This is a genomic window from Brachybacterium hainanense, from assembly GCF_042434575.1.
GTDB lineage: Bacteria > Actinomycetota > Actinomycetes > Actinomycetales > Dermabacteraceae > Brachybacterium > Brachybacterium hainanense.
The window spans coordinates 35,766-54,189 of the sequence record NZ_JBHLSV010000013.1 but is presented as its reverse complement, the minus strand read 5'-3'; the positions used below and the strand labels follow the sequence as shown (position 1 = coordinate 54,189).

Annotated in this window: 14 protein-coding genes; all 14 read left to right on the top strand. The window is 73.3% G+C overall.

Annotated elements, in window-relative coordinates; genetic code table 11:
• The first annotated feature begins 314 nt into the window (after window positions 1-314).
• The 14 genes from ACFFF6_RS11735 (at window position 315) to ACFFF6_RS11670 (ending at window position 18,315) form a co-directional block, all read left to right on the top strand.
• Window positions 315-1,016 (top strand): TetR/AcrR family transcriptional regulator, encoded by a 702-nt coding sequence (locus tag ACFFF6_RS11735; RefSeq protein ID WP_376980897.1) that lies wholly within the window; start codon window positions 315-317, stop codon window positions 1,014-1,016.
• Complete coding sequence (locus ACFFF6_RS11730) at window positions 1,013-2,008, top strand: ABC transporter ATP-binding protein (RefSeq protein WP_376980895.1); 996 nt, start codon at window positions 1,013-1,015, stop codon at window positions 2,006-2,008. Before ACFFF6_RS11735 ends, ACFFF6_RS11730 begins: the two co-directional genes overlap by 4 nt.
• Window positions 2,005-3,672: an ABC transporter permease gene (locus ACFFF6_RS11725; protein ID WP_376980893.1), complete on the top strand. Its 1,668-nt coding sequence runs from the start codon at window positions 2,005-2,007 to the stop codon at window positions 3,670-3,672. The genes ACFFF6_RS11730 and ACFFF6_RS11725 overlap by 4 nt, the downstream gene beginning before the upstream one ends.
• A gap of 132 nt (window positions 3,673-3,804) precedes the next feature.
• The gene (locus ACFFF6_RS11720; protein WP_376980891.1) at window positions 3,805-4,899 is read left to right on the top strand and encodes a LacI family DNA-binding transcriptional regulator; all 1,095 of its coding nucleotides are present in this window, start codon (window positions 3,805-3,807) and stop codon (window positions 4,897-4,899) included.
• Window positions 4,896-5,909, top strand: coding sequence for a LacI family DNA-binding transcriptional regulator (locus tag ACFFF6_RS11715; RefSeq protein WP_376980890.1), 1,014 nt, complete (start codon window positions 4,896-4,898; stop codon window positions 5,907-5,909). Before ACFFF6_RS11720 ends, ACFFF6_RS11715 begins: the two co-directional genes overlap by 4 nt.
• A gap of 370 nt (window positions 5,910-6,279) precedes the next feature.
• On the top strand, window positions 6,280-7,275 hold the full coding sequence (locus ACFFF6_RS11710) for an endonuclease domain-containing protein (RefSeq protein WP_376980888.1): 996 nt from the start codon (window positions 6,280-6,282) through the stop codon (window positions 7,273-7,275).
• A gap of 263 nt (window positions 7,276-7,538) precedes the next feature.
• The gene (locus ACFFF6_RS11705) at window positions 7,539-9,581 is read left to right on the top strand and encodes a glycoside hydrolase family 127 protein (protein WP_376980886.1); all 2,043 of its coding nucleotides are present in this window, start codon (window positions 7,539-7,541) and stop codon (window positions 9,579-9,581) included.
• Window positions 9,582-9,803: 222 nt separating this feature from the next.
• Window positions 9,804-11,441: a type 2 periplasmic-binding domain-containing protein gene (locus tag ACFFF6_RS11700; RefSeq protein WP_376980884.1), complete on the top strand. Its 1,638-nt coding sequence runs from the start codon at window positions 9,804-9,806 to the stop codon at window positions 11,439-11,441.
• Window positions 11,442-11,470: 29 nt separating this feature from the next.
• Window positions 11,471-12,448 (top strand): ABC transporter permease, encoded by a 978-nt coding sequence (locus tag ACFFF6_RS11695; protein WP_376980882.1) that lies wholly within the window; start codon window positions 11,471-11,473, stop codon window positions 12,446-12,448.
• Window positions 12,449-12,459: 11 nt separating this feature from the next.
• Window positions 12,460-13,395, top strand: a complete 936-nt coding sequence (locus tag ACFFF6_RS11690) for a carbohydrate ABC transporter permease (protein ID WP_376980880.1) — start codon at window positions 12,460-12,462, stop codon at window positions 13,393-13,395.
• A complete protein-coding gene (locus ACFFF6_RS11685; RefSeq protein ID WP_376980878.1) occupies window positions 13,395-14,099 on the top strand; it encodes a YesL family protein in 705 nt (234 codons plus the stop codon). The genes ACFFF6_RS11690 and ACFFF6_RS11685 overlap by 1 nt, the downstream gene beginning before the upstream one ends.
• A 166-nt stretch (window positions 14,100-14,265) precedes the next feature.
• Window positions 14,266-15,294 (top strand): pyridoxal-phosphate dependent enzyme, encoded by a 1,029-nt coding sequence (locus ACFFF6_RS11680; RefSeq protein WP_376980877.1) that lies wholly within the window; start codon window positions 14,266-14,268, stop codon window positions 15,292-15,294.
• Entirely contained in the window at window positions 15,291-16,886 is a 1,596-nt protein-coding gene (locus tag ACFFF6_RS11675; RefSeq protein ID WP_376980875.1) for an FAD/NAD(P)-binding protein, read from the top strand. The genes ACFFF6_RS11680 and ACFFF6_RS11675 overlap by 4 nt, the downstream gene beginning before the upstream one ends.
• Before the next feature lie 4 nt (window positions 16,887-16,890).
• Window positions 16,891-18,315 carry an alanine racemase gene (locus tag ACFFF6_RS11670; protein ID WP_376980873.1) on the top strand — a complete coding sequence of 475 codons (1,425 nt, stop codon included), beginning with the start codon at window positions 16,891-16,893 and terminating at the stop codon, window positions 18,313-18,315.
• The last annotated feature ends 109 nt before the right edge of the window (window positions 18,316-18,424 follow it).

The window sequence follows — 18,424 nt, the reverse complement described above, 5'->3', positions numbered from 1 at the left end:
GGTCGTTGAATCGAATCGATGAACGAACGGGGCCTGCGGCCGATGAGGTCGATCGCAGCTCCCAGGGACGGAGGGACCCGATGCTCCGCCGATGGATCGCACCAGGCCTCCCGATGGTCACCCATCATGGTGGCGGGCGACGGGCGAGCGCAAGGGGCCGAGGCTCCGGAGCGATGATCCGTCGATTCGATTCGCCGATGAAGCACTGCCGATCCCTTCGGACGCCGACCTCTTGCCCCGGCGTGAACGGGTGTTTACGATAGGCGGCATCGGCGTGAACCGCCGTTCACGCCCCCGGACCCCGAAGGACCGCCATGGATGCACCCGTCGACCAGGGCGTTGCCGCCGATCCTCTGCTGGACGCCGCGATCGCCTGCTTCGCCGCCGAGGGCGCCGCCGCGACCCTGCGCGGCATCGGCAGCCGCGCCGGGGTCAGCGCGGCCCTGCTCGTCAAGCGCTTCGGCTCCAAGGACGGCCTGCGCGCGGCCTGCGACGAGGTCGTGCTCGCACGCATCGTCCGGATCAAGGAGCAGAACGTGCGCGATGCGGCCCGCGGATCCTTCCTCTCCCACGCGCCCGGCGACGCCGAGCAGTCCCTCCTCGTGCGCTACGTGATCCGCGCGATCGTCGACGGCACCGCGACCTCCCGCGACTTCATCGAGGCGATGGTCGACGACGCCGAGCGGTACATCGCCCTCGCCGTCGACCAGGGCGTTGCCCGCCCCTCCCGCGACGAGCGTGCCCGCGCCCGCTACCTCACCCTCAGCGGGCTGGGAGCCGTGCACCTCGAGAGCCTGCTGGACGGCACCGCGCAGGAGGAGGACCCCGGAGCGCTCATGGACGGGATCCGCCGCCGGATCGCTCCGCCCATGCTCGAGCTCTTCACCCACGGCTTCTTCACCGACGGCACCATCCTCGAGGACTACCTGCTCTTCATCACCGATCCGCCGACGGGGCACGCCCCGCCCCCGCCGGAGGATCACCCCGGCTCCCCCTTCCCGAAGGAGTCCCCATGACCGTCATCGACATCCGCCGCCTCACCAAGCGCTTCGGCCGCTTCACCGCCCTGGACGAGCTCGACCTGCGGGTCGAGGCCGGGGAGGTGCGCGGCTTCCTCGGCCCCAACGGCGCCGGCAAATCCACCACCATCCGCGTCCTGCTGGGCCTGCTGCGCGCCGACGCCGGCACCGTCCGCCTCCTCGGCGGCGATCCGTGGGCCGACGCCGTCGACCTCCACCGGCGCCTCGCCTACGTCCCCGGCGACGTCGCCCTGTGGCCGAACCTCACCGGCGGCGAGGTCATCGACTACCTCTCCCGCCTGCGCGGCGGCGTCGACCCGCGTCGGCGCGACGCGCTGCTCGAGCGCTTCGAGCTGGACCCCCGCAAGAAGGCCCGCACCTACTCCAAGGGCAACCGGCAGAAGGTCGCCCTCGTCGCCGCCCTCGCGGCCGATGCCGAGCTGTACGTCCTGGACGAGCCCACCTCCGGACTCGACCCGCTCATGGAGGCGGTGTTCACCGACGTGGTGCGCGAGAAGCGGGACGAGGGCCGCTCGGTGCTGCTGAGCAGCCACATCCTCAGCGAGGTCGAGAAGCTCTGCGACACCGTCACCATCATCCGCGGCGGCCGTGCCGTGGAGTCCGGCACCCTCGCCGACCTGCGCCATCTCACCCGCACCCGGGTGAGCGCCGTCGTGACCGGCGACCCCGCCGCCGTCCTCGCCCACCCGGGCGTGCACGATGCGCGCCGCGAGGACGACCCGGAGGGGACGCGCCTCGCCCTCGACGTCGACGACGCCGCGATCGGCGAGGTCATGACCGCCCTGTCCCGGATCGGCATCCTCTCCCTCACCGCGACGCCGCCCTCCCTCGAGGACCTGTTCATGCGCCACTACGGCGAGGACATCGGCGGGGGGCGCTCCTCCTCTGCGCAGCGGGCGGATGCGGGGAGCGCGCCGCCGGCCGAGCATCGGCCCCACGGCCGCCGCCGGCAGGAGGTCCGGTCATGACGGCCCCCGTCGCCGCGCATCGGGCCCTGCCCGCGCGGTCCGCAGGACGCAGCCCGCTGCGCGGGACGGGCCGGCTGTGCCGCGCGATCCTGCGCCGCGACCGGATCCGGCTCAGCGTATGGACGATCTCGATGACGGTGTTCGTCACCTACTTCGCCGCCGCCCTCAGCTCCGTCTTCGACGACGACGCCCGCGCCGCCCGCGCCGAGATCATGCGCACCCCCGCCGGCATCGCCATGGCGGGCCCCGGCTACGGCCTCGAGCACTACACGCCCATGGTCGCCGTCGCCAACGAGGGCGTCCTCTGGATAGTCCTCGCCCTGGCGATCATGGCGATCCTGCACGTGGTGCGCCACGCCCGCGGCGAGGAGGAGAGCGGCCGCGCCGAGCTGGTGCGGGCCGGCGCCGTGGGTCCGCTGGCCCCTGTGCTCGCGACCCTGATCACCCTCGCCGGCCACCTCGCGCTCATCTCGGTGCTCGGGGCGGTCGGCACCCTCGCGAGCCCCGACGACGCCTCCTTCGTCGACGGGCTCGGCATGATGGCCGGCTGCGCGGCATCGGCCCTCGTCTTCGGAGCGGCGGCGCTCGTCGCCTCCCAGATCTCCGCCTCCTCCCGGGGGGCGCTCGGCGGAGCGCTCGCCGTCTTCGGCCTCGCCTTCGTTCTGCGCGCGGCCGGGGACATGATCCGCCTCGAGGGCTCCGCCCTGTCCTGGTCCTCGCCGATCGCGTGGGCCCAGCAGATGCGGCCCTACGTCGACCTGCGCTGGTGGCCGGCGCTGCTCGCCCTCGCCGCCGCCGGGGCGCTGCTGCTGGCCGCCGCCGCGCTCGCGAGCCGACGGGACCTGGGGCAGGGGCTCGTCGCCGCCCGTCCCGGGCCGGCCCGGGCGCGCCCCTGGCTGCGCGGACCCCTCGCCCTCGCCTGGCGCCAGCAGCGGGCGGTGCTGGGCTGGTCCGCCCTGGGGCTGGGCCTGCTGTGGTTCGCGACCGGGACCATGATGGAGCTGATCGACGACATGGCCGCGGACCTCGTGGCCGACAACCCGGTGGTCGCGGCGATGTTCGGAGCCGACCCCTCGCAGATGGCGACCGCGTTCCTGGGCACGATGATGCTGTTCGTGGCGCTCTGCGCAGCCGCTTACGGGATCGTCGCCACCATCGGCGGCTGCCGCGCCGAGGAGTCCGCAGGCCGGCTCGAGCAGGTGCTCGCGGCCCCGGTGGGCCGCATGCGCTGGCTCGCGGCGCAGCTGCTCGTGGCGCTCGGCGGGACGACGGCGCTGCTGTGGCTGTCGGTCGCCGCCCTCGCGAGCGGGATGCGGATGGTCGGGATGCAGGAGCCGAGCCTCGCCGAGCACGCCCTGACCGCGCTCGCCTACACGCCCGCGACCCTGGCCTTCGCCGCGTTCGGCGCGGCGCTCGTGGGCTGGGCGCCGCGCGGGGCGTCCCTCGCCTGGGCACTGCTCGCGGTGACGCTCGTGCTCGAGATGTTCGGGCCGATGCTCGATGCGCCCGAGGCGCTGCGGGAGCTGTCGGTCCTGCACCACGTGCCCGACGTGTACAGCGGCGACGCCGAGCCGCTCCCGGTCGTGATCCTCGCGATCGCGGTGGGGGCGCTGCTCCTCGCGGCCCTGATCGGCTTCCGGCGCCGCGGCGTCCAGACCCGCTGAGGAGCCGCCCGGGCGGCGGGCCGGGCCGACGGGAGCACCGGGGCCCTCGGCTCCTGTCGAGCGCGCCGCGGTATCCTCCCAGGCGAGCAAGCCCGTGCCCGCAGCCCCGCCGCACGGCAGGTCAGGAGTGCCATGTCGCCGACGATGAGGGAGGTCGCCTCCCGCGCGGGCGTCTCGCTGAAGTCGGTCAGCCGCGTGGTCAACGGACACCCGAACACGAGCGCGGAGGTGCGCGCCCGCGTGGAGGCGGCGATCGCGGAGCTCGGCTGGAGCCCCAACACGCACGCCCGCTCCCTGCGCACCGGTCGCAGCGGGCTGATCGCCCTGTCCCTGCCCGACCTGCGCACCTCCTCCGCCTCCCAGCTCGCGCAGGCGCTGGTCACCGAGGCCGAGCGGCAGGGTCTGCGGGTGGCGATCGAGCCCTCCCACGGCGAGGCCGCCCGCGTCCGCCGCACCCTCGACGCACGCGGCGCCGTCTTCGACGCGGTCGTCCATCTGGGCCCCCTCCCGGCGGACCTGCCGGACCTCGCCGCCGATCCCGGGCATCCGGTGGTGCTGGTGCGGGCGGCCGAATCCCTCGACACGGGGCCCGGGGGGAGGACGGAGGGCCTGGACAGCGTCGACATCGACGCGGTCGCCGCCGCCGAGGAGATCCATCGCCACCTGCGGATCATCGCCCGCTCCCGCGTGGTCGTCATCGGCCGCGAGGAGGGCGCCGCCGACGGCGTCACGAGCGCGCTCGGAGCGGCGTTCTCCTCCGCGCCGGTGCTGCGACCGGACCGGGACGCCGACCGCGCGGCGGGCCGTGAGCTCGCCGCCCGTGCCCTCGCCCGCGTCCCGGAGGCCGATGCGCTCGTGTGCGCGAGCGACGAGCTCGCCCTCGGGGTGCTCTCGCAGCTTCTCGCACAGGGGATCGCGGTGCCAGGGCAGGTCGCGGTGACCGGGCACGGCAATATCGACGACGGCCAGTTCACGACCCCCACGCTGACGACCGCGGACCTCGGCGCCGCTGCCCTCGCACGGCACGTGCTCGACCTGGTGCGCGCACGGCTGGACGGGGACCGCTCCCCTGCGCGGCGCATCGTGCTGCCGGTCCGGGTCGTGCGGCGCGAGTCGACGCTGGGCCGGGACGGGATCGGGGCGGGCGCCGACGACGCGGCGACCGCGCCGGGCCCGGTCCGGACCGGGCCCGGCGCGGAGCATCCCGCCGGGAAGGCCGCGCCATGAACCGCGTGCGCCTGGCCGATGTCGCCGCCCGCGCAGGCGTCTCCACCGCGACCGTCTCCCACGTGCTGCGCGGCGGAGGCGGCGGGACCATCCGCGTCTCCGAGACGACCGCCCGCGCGGTGCGCCACGCCGCCCAGGAGCTGGGCTACGTCCCCTCCGCTGCAGCGCGAGGCCTGGCCGCAGGCAGCTCCGGGCGCGTGGCGATCATGGTCCCCTACCTGTACAACCCCTATTTCGCGCACATGGCGCAGACGCTCATCCTCGCCCTCGAGGAGCGCGGGATGACCACGACGCTGCGCCTCGCGCACGATGCGGAGGCCGAGCGCGACGCGGTGCTGGGCCGCACCACCGGGGACGTGGACGGCGTGATCGTGTGCCCGCATTTCCTCTCCGCCGAGATGCTGGACGGGGCCTCCCCCGCGCGGCCCGTGGTGCAGGTCGGCGGCAGCCCCACCGAGGGGATCGACTGCGTGGTCATGGGCGAGCAGGAGGGCATGGTCGCCGCCGCCCGGCATCTGCTCGCGCGGGGGCGGCGCCGTATCGCCTACGTGGCCGATCCGTGGATCCGCCGCGGGCGCTCCGAGCGCTTCGAGGGCTATCGCCGCGGTCTCGCCGAGCACGGCCTCGAGGTCGACCCGGCCCTGGTGATCGAGGGCTCGGACTGGGATCGGCGCGGCTCGGGCCTCGACGCCATGGTCGGGCTCCTGCGCAGCGGAGCGGAGATCGACGCGGCGATCTGCGTGAACGACGCCGTCGCCGTCGGCGCCCTGCGAGCCCTCTCCCGCGCCGGCGTGCGCGTCCCGGGCGACGTCGCCCTGACCGGCTTCGATGCGACCGAGGAGGCGGCCTTCACGAGCCCTCCGCTGACCAGCGTCGATCCCGGCGTCCAGGGCATGGCCGAGCTCGGCGTCGAGATGCTCGTCGCGCGTCTGGCCGGGGAGGCGGGCCCGGCCCGCCGCGTCTCCGCTCCCCCGCAGCTGGTGATCCGCGCCTCGACGGCCTCCGCCTGACCATCGGGCGCCGCAGCCCCTCAGCCATCGAGCCATCGGCCCCTCGGACCCTCGGACCCGACGCTGCTCCGTGTACGGGCGGGCCCGCGGGAGCACGGGCTGGCCTGCGGGAGCAGACGGGCATCCACCGGCGCATCGCCCTCTCCCGGGCAGGCGAGCGACCGTCAGCCGCCCTTCTGCTCCCAGCCGTTCCCGCGCCGCTCGCCCCTGCCGCACGTACCCCTCGGCCGCCCCTGCCCGGACTGCGGTCGTCCCGAGCACGGTCCCGCCGTCGAACGCCTGTGGGACGACGGTGGACCGCGGGACGCGATCATCCACATCCTGCGGGTCGCCGCGAGCGGGTCCTCCCGGGCATCGGCACGATGACGCCATGACCTCGCAGACGACGCCCCCTCGGCCCCCGCTCCGCCCTCGGACGACGCGCAGTCCGGCCGCGGTGCGCCGTGCGCTCACGGTCTGGACATGGAAGGACCTCCGGGCGCTCGGCTGGTCATGGCGGCGGATCGAGACCGCGGTCAGCACCGGGTCGCTGATCCGATGCGGGAACGGCTGGTACACCTCCGCGGCGACGCCGTCGCAGGTCACCGCATCGCTCGCACGCGGCCATCGCCTGACCTGCATCTCCTCCCTCGAGCTCAGCGGAGTCTGGATCCCGTGGACGCCGCCCCGGCGCGACACGAGGGGCGCGGTGGGCGAGCCGCCCCAGCCCGCCCACCCGGTGCGGCACGAGGTGGGGCGGAGATGCTCGTGCCCGCGCGCCGGGGAGCAGGACGAGAACCGCCCATGGGAGCACCCGCCGATGCGGGCGTGGCCGGACGACTCGCCGATCATGCCGCCGCGGCTGGCTCTCGAGCACGCCGCGGCCTGCATGGATGTCGAGGACCTTGCGATCCTCCTCGAGTCCGTCGCCCACCTGGGGATCCTCCGTCCCGAGGAGGTAGAGTCGATCGTCGCATCGCTGCCCCGGCGGCTGCGCCGACGGATCGGACGGATCGATCCCCGAGCGGAATCGGGGACCGAGACGCGAGCCCGGCGCCTCATCGAGCGGCTCGGCGTGCACGTCCGACCGCAGGTGCGGATCCCCGGCGTGGGCCGGGTGGATCTGCTCGTCGGGGACCGGCTCATCGTCGAATGCGACAGCCGCGCGCACCACACGGACGCCGCCGCATACCGGAGGGACCGGCAGCGGGATCAGGCGGCGATCCGCGCCGGGTACATCGTCCTTCGGCTGACCTGGTACGACGTCATGGTCGACACGGCGCGGACGCGGAGTCTGCTGCGCGACCTGGTGCGCCGCGGCGTCCACCGCGCACCCCGGCGGCGACGGGAGCAGGAGGGCACCGGAGGCCCCGCGCGGAGCCGGTGAGCACGCGGGGTGCCGGAGCGAGCCCTTCGAGTCCCGCCGCTGCCGATGTCGCTGCCGATGTCGCCCCCACCGGGAACCCGGCCGCGGGGGGTCGGTCGGCTCGCGCACGGCCGCCTCTCCCTCCCGCCATGCACCGGCCGTTCCGCTGCGCCGCGGCAGGGTCACGATCCGGCATCGGGGCGTTCCATCGTTGTGACCGCTGTTGACAACGCTTAATCGCCTCGCGCAGGATGACGGTCGTCACCCCATCCGAGGAGTCACCGTTGACCGCTCATCCCCTCCACGCCGTCCCCGCGGGCGCCGACCGGACCCCGTCCACAGCCCCCGTCGGCGTCGGCAGCCCCCGCGTCGCCCCGGCCCTGCCGCGCCCCGGCCGCGCCGACCGTCACCTCCTCCCGCTGGACCTGCGCGCCGTCCGCCTGGAGGCGTCCAGCCCCCTCGGCGCCTGGCAGGAGCGGAACGCCGCGGTGACCATCCCCCACTGCATCGCGCAGCTGGAGGCCTCCGGCGTGATCGACAACTTCCGCCGGGTCGTCGGCGAATCCGGCGCCCCGCATCGCGGATTCGTCTTCGCGGACTCCGACCTGTTCAAGGTGATAGAGGCGGTGGCCTGGGAGATCGGCCGCAGCGGCACCACCGAGCACGACGCCTGGCTCGACGAGATGATCGCCCTGGTCCAGCGGGTGCAGGAGCCCACCGGCTACCTGCACACCCAGATCCAGGCCGACCACCCCGAGCGCCGCTTCTCGCAGATGCATTGGACGCATGAGCTGTACGTGCTGGGCCACTGGCTGCAGGCCGCGATCGCCCTGGACCGGGCAGCCGACCGGGAGGACCTGCTCGAGGCCGCGATCCGGTACGTCGACCTGGTCGAGCGGCGCTTCGGCCCCGGACGGGAGGACGGCATCGACGGCCACCCCGAGATCGAGACCGCGCTCGTGGAGCTGTTCCGTCACACCGGCGAGGAGCGCTTCCTGCGCCTGGCGCAGCACATGGTCGATCAGCGCGGCCGCGACATCCTGCCCGACGAGGGCTTCGGGCACCACTACTACCAGGACCATCTGCCGGTGCGCGAGGCCGTCGACCCGACCGGCCACGCCGTGCGTCAGCTGTACCTGAACGCGGGCGTGACCGACCTGTGGCTCGAGACCGGCGAGGAGGCTCTCGGGCAGGTCATGCGCGAGCAGTGGGACCGCGTCCACGAGCGCAAGATGTACCTCTCGGGCGCCTTCGGCTCCCGCCATCGCGACGAGTCCTTCGGCAACGACTACGAGCTGCCCAGCGACCGCGCCTACGCCGAGACCTGCGCGACCATCGCCGATCTCCACTGGACCTGGCGCCTGAGCCTCGCCGAGCACGACCCCCGCCATGCCGACGTCATCGAGCGCGAGATCCACAACGCGCTCGCGGCCTCGGTGGACGGGACCGGGCGCCGGTTCTTCTACTCCAACCCCATGCAGCGCCGCCCCGACCGCTTCTCCGAGGAGAACGCCCCGGCCGAGCGCCAGGAGTGGTACTCCTGCGCCTGCTGCCCGCCGAACATCGCCCGGCTGGTCGCGCAGATCAGCAGCTACGTCGCCGCCGTGCGCCCCGCCCGCAACGGCGAGGGCCCCGCGCTCGAGGTGCTCCAGCTGGCCGCGGCGCAGATCGACCTGCCCGCGCAGATCGGCTCGGGCACGCTGCACGTGGACACGCAGTACCCCGCCGACGGCGCCGTCCACCTGCGCCTGGACGGCGACCTCGCCCCCGGTGCCCGGATCGCCGTGCGCATCCCCGGCTGGGCCGGCACGGCCGAGGTGACCACGGCCGACGGCCGGTCTCGGGAGGTCACCGGGGAATACGTGGAGCTCGAGGCCGGCGAAGCGCGCTCGGCCCGCATCACCCTGGACATGACCCCCCGCTGGACCGCGAACCATCCGCGGGTGGACGCCACGCGGGGCTGCCTCGCCCTCGAGCGCGGGCCGATCGTCTACTGCCTCGAGCAGATCGACATGCCCCCCGGGCTCGAGGTCGACGACGTCACCGTCGCACGCGGCGCGCAGGTCCAGGAGGCCCCGGCCGACGCCCGGGCGCACTCCGGCGCCGCTGCCACGACCGAGGGCGCCCCCCGGGCCGCAGCTCCCGGCGCCCCGGACCTGCACATCCCCGTGCAGGTCCGCGCCGACCGGGGGCCGCTGATCCGGACCGCATCGGCCCCGACGGGCGACGCGGCGGGCGAGACCGCCACCGTCACCGCCGTCCCCTTCGCGACCTGGGGCAACCGGGGCCCCGGCGCGATGCGCATCTGGATCCCCACCGCCGACTGACCGCCTCGCCGACGGCGGCACCCCGCCGCCGGCCTGGCACCCCGCCGGGTCCGGCGGGGCGGGCCCGACCCCCTCCGCCCCACCGTTCCCGACGACCCGCAGCATCCGACGCCGACCCGGCGCCGCCTTCCGCAGGACAGCATCACCGCAGATCATCCCGCAGACCGAGGCTCCCGCCTCAGCACCCATCGGCCGCAGACCGGCCCCCATCAGGAGACGACGATGTCCTTCACCGCACCCATCCCTGCCCGGTTCCGCCCCAGCCGCCGCGGCGTCCTCGGCGGCCTCGCCGCGACCGCGGCCGTCGGCAGCACCCTGGGCCTGACCGCCTGCGGCGGCGGCAACGCCAGCTCGAAGGAGGGCGAGCTGCGGATCCTCGTGACCAAGCACGCCCTGACCAAGCCCATGGCCGAGATGGCCTGGACGAAGCAGCTCGAGGAGGCCGCCGGCATCCCCATCGTCTGGGAGGAGGTCTCCGCCGACTGGGACCAGAAGAAGTCGACCATGCTCGCCGCGGGCGACGTCCCCGACCTCATCGTCGGCACCCAGGCCATCAACGACTCGGACCTCGCCACCTACGCCACGCTCTTCCAGGACCTCGCCGAGGACCTCCCGTCCCTGCCCAACGTGCAGGCCATGTTCGAGGCGAAGCCCGAGCTGAAGGCGCTGGCCACGCAGGCCGGCGGGGAGATCTACTCGATCCCCGGCTACAAGCGCTTCTGGCCGCCGACCGTCCAGCACCAGTACATCAACCGCCGGTGGCTGGACGCCCTGGGCCTGGCGATGCCCACCACCTGGGACGAGCTGTTCGACGTGCTGGTCGCCTTCAAGGACGGCGACCCCACCGGCACCGGCCAGGCCGTCATCCCGATGGACTGGAGCCCCGTGGGCACCGGCGGCTTCGGCTACTTCCAGGCGATCCTCCTGCTCGGCTCGACCGGCCTGCCCATCAGCGGCGGCGGAGGCCAGGGCTACTTCCTGCAGGACGGCACGGTCGGCAACTTCATGATGGACGAGCGCTACAAGGAGGTCGTCGCCTTCCTCGCCCGCTGCCAGGAGGCCGGTCTGATCTCCGGCGAGGTCATGACCCAGGACTACTCCGCCTACCAGTCGGTGGGCCGCGGCCCGGGCGACGGCACGGCGACCGTCGGGTTCACCTGGGGCTGGACGCGTTCGGACCGCTTCGGCCCCGACATCGCCGAGCAGTACGAGGCGATGCCCGTGCTGAAGTCCTCCGCCGACCAGTCCGAGCCCGTGACCTGGTCCTTCGACCAGTACGGCGAGAACTTCCCCGGCAACCAGGTGGTGCTCTCGGCAACGTCGAAGAACAAGGAGGCGGCTCTGAAGGCCATCAACGCCTTCTACGACCAGGACATGTCGATCCAGGTGCTCTTCGGGGACATCGGCCCCAACATCGAGAAGACGGGCGACTCCTCGTACAAGGTCCTGCCCGCGGCCGACGGCACCGACCCCTCGACCTGGAAGTGGACCTCGACCCTCGCCGACAACGGCCCGATGTGGATCCGCGACGACATCGAGGTCGAGCTGCCCACCGATCTGCAGGAGGCCATCGACGAATCGGTGCCGCTTCAGGAGGGCATCGACAACATGGACCTCGAGGCGGACGTCTACCCCGGCCTGTTCATCAAGATGAGCGCCGAGGACCTCAACGCCATGTCCCTGGTCAACACGACCCTCATGAACACCACGATGACCAAGTTCGCGGAGTGGATCACCGGCGGCAGCAGCATCGATACGGACTGGGACGCCTACCTCGCCACCTGCCAGGAGTCCGGGGTCGATCAGAACATCGCCACCATGCAGAAGTACTACGACGACTACATGGCCTCGAAGGGCTGAGCCGCCATGACCCGGCAGGAGGGATCGCCATGAGCGTCCGCACCGACACCCCCGTCCCGGCGGCCGACACCGCCCCGTCGACCGTGCCCGCCGCAGGCCGGGGCGCCCGGCTGCGCCGGCACGTGGCCCGCTACTGGCAGCTGTGGGCGATGCTCGCCCCCGCGCTCGGCTTCGTCATCGTGTTCGCGTACGTGCCGATGTACGGGATCCAGCTGGCGTTCCGCGAGTTCGACTTCACCGCCGGGCTCACCGGCGGGAAGTGGGTGGGGCTGAAGTACTTCATCCAGTTCTTCGAGTCCCCGCTGTTCTGGGACCTCATGCGCAACACCGTCGTCATCTCGATGGCGACGCTGGTGCTGGGTTTCATCACCCCGATCCTCCTGGCGCTGGTCATCAACCAGATCCTGCGCAGCCGCATCAAGCGCGCCGTCCAGACGATCACCTACCTGCCGCACTTCATCTCGATCGTCGTGATCGTCGGCATGCTGCAGGTGTTCCTCTCCCCCACCAGCGGTCTCATCACCCGCGTCCTCGCGTTCTTCGGGATCGACGGCGTGAACTTCCTGGGCTCCACCTCGACGTTCGTGCCGGTGTACGTGATCAGCGAGGTCTGGCAGCACACGGGCTGGAACTCGATCATCTACCTCGCGGCCCTCGCGGGCGTGTCCACGCACCTGTACGAGGCGGCGAAGATCGACGGCGCCTCGAAGCTGCAGATCATCCGCCACGTGGACATCCCCGCGCTGGTGCCGACGATGGTCATCCTGCTGATCCTCAACATGGGCGGCGTGCTCAACACCGGCTTCGAGAAGGTGTTCCTCATGCAGAACACGCTGAACCTGCCCGTCTCGGAGGTCATCTCGACCTACACCTACAAGATCGGCATCCTCTCCAGCCAGTTCAGCTACTCGACGGCGATCGGCCTGTTCAACACCGTCATCAACTTCGGATTCCTCGTGCTGGCGAACCAGATCGCCAAGCGCGCCTCCGACACGTCCCTGTGGTGAAGGAGATCCCCATGTCCGCCACGACCTCCACCGCGCCCGCCCCGCCGCGACGCCGCCGGATCGCCCTCTCCCGCAGCGACATCCCCTTCGCCATCATCGTCACCCTGATCTGCGCGGGCGTCCTGTTCGCGACGCTGTACCCGATCTACTTCGTCGCCATCGCCTCGATCAGCGACCCGACCGCGGTCGCCACCGGCCGCGTCGCCTTCCTGCCGAAGGGCATCAGCCTGTTCGGCTACGAGCAGATCCTCGCCGACTCCCGCATCTGGACGGGCTACCGCAACACGCTGATCTACTCGATCGTGGGCACGGCCCTGAACCTCGCGGTCACGCTGCCGGCGGCCTATGCGCTCTCGCGGCGCGAGTTCCGGCCCCGCCGGCCGATCATGCTGGGCCTGGCCTTCACGATGTTCTTCAGCGGCGGCCTCATCCCCACGTACCTGCTGTACAAGGACCTGGGACTGCTGGACAACTGGCTGGTGTTCATCCTCCCCTCGGCCGTGAACGTCTTCAACCTCATCATCGCCCGGTCGTTCTTCGAGGCCTCCCTCCCCGAGGAGCTGTTCGAGGCGGCGATGCTCGACGGAGTCGACTACTTCCGCTTCTTCCTCACCATCGCGCTGCCGCTGTCCAAGGCGCTCATCTCCGTCATCGGCCTGTACTACCTGGTGCAGCACTGGAACGACTTCTTCACCGGCCTGATCTTCGTGCGCGACTACGACAAGCAGCCGCTGCAAATCGTCCTGCGGGACATCCTCCTGTCCAACCAGGCGTTCTCCGGCGGCGCCGGGGGCGCGGGCGGCAGCGGCGGCGCCTACGGGCAGCAGTACGCGGACCAGATCAAGTACGGCGTCATCATCGTCTCGACCCTGCCGGTCATCATCCTATACCCCTTCCTGCAGAAGTACTTCGAGAAGGGCGTCATGATCGGATCGGTGAAGGGCTGATGAGCACCCTTCCGGCGGCGGAGCGGGCCCCGAGCGCGGCTGCGGCACCCGGCGGGAGCGGTCCACGGCTGGGCGGTCTGGTCCGGTGGCACGTGCGTGCCGGGGAGCTGGGCCTGCGCCTGTTCCTGCTGCATCTGCTGTGGGTGCTCGGGACTCTCGCGGGCGGCGTGGTCGTCGGCGTGTTCCCGGCGACCGCGGCGCTGCATGCCGTGCTGCGCTCCGATCAGCACGAGGCCGCCCTCGAGCGCGAGGACCGGCTGCCTCCGTCGCGCCCGGGGCTGTGGCACGAGTTCTGGTCCGCGTGGCGGACCGAGCTGGTGCGCGCCAACACCATCGGCCTCGTCCTCGTCCTGCTGTGGGGGCTCCTCGCGGCGGACCGCGCCGTCGTCCTCGCCGGAGTCGGCGCAGCGACACCGCTGGTGAGCGGCCTGGTCGTGGCGCTCACCGTGGCGACGCTGCTGCTGAGCGCGACCATCTGGCCGCTCGCCGCGCATTTCGCCGACCCGCTTCCCCGGCTGTGGCGGATGGCGATGCTGCTGCTCCTGTCGCGCCCCGCGCTGACGCTGTCGATCGGGGCCGTGCTCGCGGCGAGCGTGTGGCTGCTGGGACGCATCCCGGGACTGATCCCGGTGTTCGGGATCGCTCTGACCTGCTGGGCGATCAGCGCGCTCATCTGGCGTTCGGGAGTCCTGCCGCGAGCGTGAGCCGGCCTCGCCGCACGACCGACCACGTGGCAGGTGCCCGGCCTCCGGAAGCCGCTACAGTGTCCGGACCCGTGGGCGCCGGCGAGAGGACCGGAGATCGGCGCGAGGTGCGCGAACCCCATCCGGGGTCTCGCCGCCGTCCCGCGGGCGGACGCAAAGGGGTTCCATGCACGACGATCCGAGGACGCCGTCCTCCTTCCTCGACCAGCACGAGCACACCGGGTTCTTCCGCAGCCCGCAGACCCATCTGCAGCGCCTCTTCCCCGAGTCCCCGCAGGTGCGGATCATCGCGAAGCTCGATCTGCTGCAGATGACGGGGAGCACCAAGGAGCGGACGGCGGCGTCTCTTCTGCGCGGCCTCGTAGAGCGCGGCGAGCTGGGCCCGGGCGGGACCGTCGTCGAGTCGACCTCCGGGAACCTCGGGACGGCGCTCGCACGCCAGTGTGCCCTCTCCGGCCACCGGTTCGTCGCGGTCGTCGACGAGACAGCGAACAGCGCGGCCGTCCGGACCATGCGCGCCTACGGGGCGGAGGTCGACGTCGTCCCCACCCCGCCGGACGGGAACCGGCTGGCGGCCCGGGTCGCGCGCGTGCGGAGCCTGCTGGCGCAGATCCCCGGATCGGCGACGACGGACCAGTACGGCAGCCCGGACAACCCGGCCGCCCATGAGTCCTCGACGATGCCGGAGATCGTCGCGGCGCTGGGTGCCCCGCCGGACCGGATGTACGTGGCGACCAGCACGACGGGAACCGTGCTCGGCTGCCAGCAGGCGATCCTCCGCCACGGCTGGCCCACGGAGCTGATCGCGGTCGATGCGGAGGGCTCCGTGCTCTTCGGCGGCGACGCGGGTCCTCGGCAGCTGCCGGGGCTGGGGGCCGGCTTCGTCACCGATCTGTCCCGCCGCGCCCGCCCCGACGCGGTGCACCGGATCGGGGAGCGGGAGATGATCATCGGCTGCCGTCTGCTCGCGCGCCGCGAGGGGATCCTCGCCGGGGCGTCCACCGGGGCGATCGTCGCCGCCGTCGGTCGCGACATCGGTGAGCTGCCTGCGGGGACGCGAGTCGCCATGCTCGTGCACGACAGCGGGGTGCCCTACCACCCGACGGTCTACGACGACGCCTGGACGGCGGAGCGGATCGGACCGGTCCGGGACATCGAGGCCGCCCTGTCCCGGGCGAACCCCTTCGCCCGATGAGCCGGGCCGTCGACGCCCCCGTCCCCGCGCGACGGTACCGGTGGGATCTCGCCGTCGTCGGCGGAGGGCCGCGGGCGCTGGCCGCCCTGGCGGATCTCGACACGGCGCTGCACGCCGCCGGAACGACAGCTCCCCTGCGCGTGATCGTGATCGACCCCGGGACTCCGGGCGCCGGGGCGGTCTGGGACCCGGACCTTCCCCCGCACCTGCGGATGAACGTCGATGCCGGGATCGTCGACATGTCCTGCCCCGCCGTGCCGGAGGACTTCCGGGAGTTCGAGCGCCGGACCCGGCCGGGCGTCCCGAGGGATCCGTTCCCGCCGCGGGCCCGCATCGGCCGCTATCTCGCCTGGGCCTTCGCGCGGCTCCGGGACTCCCCGCGGCTCGCTCTCGAGCACCTGCGCGCCCGGGTCGCCGAGGTGCGGAGGGCGGAGCCGGGCACCTGGCTCCTGGAGGCGCAGCCGCTGCGCGGCCCCGCGCTCCCGGTGCGCAGCCGCGAGGTGCTGCTGTGCACCGGGCACGCGGACGCCGGCGGTGTGCCGCATGGCGGGCTGGTCGCCGATGAGGACCGGCTCGGGGCGGGCGCGGAGGTCTCGGTGATCGGCGCGGCGCTGACCGGCTTCGACGTGGTGCTGGACCTGACCGAGGGGCGCGGAGGCAGGTGGACCGCCGCGCCCGGCACGGATCTGGAGTACGTGCGTTCGGGACGCGAGCCCGCCCGTATCCGTCTGGTCTCGAGATCCGGGGAGATCATGCTCCCGAAACCCGATGGGCCCCAGGACCTCGTCCGGGAGCTGGTCGGGGCCTCGACGACGGCGCTGCACGGATGCGCGGACGCGGACGAGGACTGGTGGCGCGTCCTCGCCGAGGCGACGGCGGCGCTCGCGGGGGCGCACGGGGTCCGGGCCACGTCGGCCCAGGCGCTGGACCGGCTCGAGGCCCCCGCGTCCCGCGAGGATCTCGCGCAGCAGCTGCGGCATGGCCTCGCATGCGCCCGCCCGGGGGGCGGCACGGATCTCGCCTGGTGGTGGGGGCGAGTGTGGTCGGCGGGGTACGCGGACATCATCGCCTCCCTCGAGCGCCGCCCCCGCTCGCCCCGCACCTGGCCCGTCTGGAGGCGCCGGGCGGCACGGCTCGAGCGCTGGGCCTTCGGCCCCTCCCGCCGCACGGCGCAGAAGCTGCTCGCCCTCGCCGAGGCAGGGCTGCTCGCCGCAGGGCGGGAGGCGGCTGCCGGCTCCCCGGAGATCTGGGCCGTCACCGCCCCGCCGGGGGTCCTCGAGCTCCCTCGCCCTTTCACGAATGCGTCGTGCCCGCCCCGGAGCGGGGATCCCCTCTGGGACCGCCTGCTGCGCCGCGGAGACGTCCACGTCCGCCCCGGCGAGCGCGGGGTCCTCACCGCACCGGACGGCACCTGCCTCACCGCCGAGGGGCGGCCCGTGGCGGGGCTCGCGGCCCTCGGGAGGCCCACGGAGGACCCGGTGATCGGCCATGACACCCTGAACCGGGCCCTGCATCACGACAGCCGTCGCTGGGCCGCCGCCCGCGCGGCCGCCCTGGCGCGGACTCACGCACCGACCCCGACGAGAGGATGACCCCGTGACCCTCCCCTGCTCCGGCATGCCTCCCCTGACCGCGCGCACCGAGACGTGGATGGAGGATCTCCTGTCCGATCCCGCGCAGGCCGCCGCGCTCATCCGGGAGCACGGCTCGCCCGTCAACGTCCTGGACCTGTCCCCGCTGCGCCGCAACGTCGACGAGCTCGTGACCGCGGCGGCCTCGGAGGGGGTGGACCTGCAGGTCTTCGTCGCCCGGAAGGCGAACAAGGCTCTGACCGTGGTCGAGGAGGCCCTCGCCTGCGGAGCCGGCGTGGACGTGGCCTCCCCCGCGGAGCTCGAGCAGTCCCTGCGCGCCGGGGCTCCCGGGCACCGCGTCATCGTCACGGCCGCGACGAAGAGCGACGCCCTGCTCGCCCGCGCCGCAGCGTCGGGCGCCGCGGTCAGCCTCGACAACCTCGACGAGACCGCCGCCCTCGCCCGGATCTGCGCCGAGACGGGAGCGGAGGCGGAGGTCGCGCTGCGGATCGCCTCCGCGGATCCCCGCATCCCCCCGACCCGCTTCGGGCTGCGTCCCGAGGTGTGGCTCGAGCACCTCGACGAGCTGCCCGCACGCCTGCGCATCGGCGGCGTGCACTTCCATCTGAACGGGTACAGCGCGGCCGAGCGCTCCGTCGTGCTCGCGGAGGCGTGCCGCCTGGTCGATGCCCTGCGCGCGGCCGGGCACCCCGTGCACTACGTCGACATGGGCGGCGGGATCCCGATGCGCTATCTCGAGGACGCGGCGCAGTGGCGGACGTTCTGGGAGGCGCTCGCGGCCGCCCGCTCTGACGAGGTCACCTGGAGGGGCGATGCCCTCGGGCTCGTGGACCCGGCCCGGGACCGTCCCTCCCCCGCGGTCTACCCCTTCTGGCAGGAGGCGGTGCGCGGGTCGTGGATCCGGGAGGTCCTCACGGCACAGGTGGAGGGGACGACGCCGGCGCGGCTGCTGGTCGAGCGCGGCCTCGAGCTGCGCTGCGAGCCGGGTCGCTCCGTGCTCGACGGCTGCGGTCTCACCCTCGCCGAGGTCGCGTTCCGCAAGGAGTCCAGCGACGGCAGGCCGCTCGTGGGTCTGCACATGAACCGGACCCAGCTCCGCTCGACCTCGGCCGATGTCCTGCTCGACCCGCGCTGGCTGCGGCCGCCGTCCGCCGGGGAGCCGGGGCCGGCGACCGATGCCTTCCTCGTCGGCGCGTACTGCATCGAGGAGGAGCTCATCCTGCGGCGCCGGCTGCGCCTGCCGCAGGGGGCGGCCCGCGGGGACGTGGTCGCCTTCGTGAACACTGCCGGGTACCTCATGCACATCCTCGAGAGCGCCTCCCATCAGCTGCCGCTCGCCGCGACGGTCGTGCGCCGGGACGGCTCCTGGGTGCGCGACGGGATCGATGCCGTCGCGCCGACGGGTCCTCCGGCTCCGTCACCGCGCTGAACGCGCTCGGTGCGGCATCACGCCCCGTCGACGAGGAAGGCGGACCCGGTCGCGACGGGGTCCACGCCGCCATCGCCGGCGCCCCGGCTGCTCGCACCCTCCCCGTACG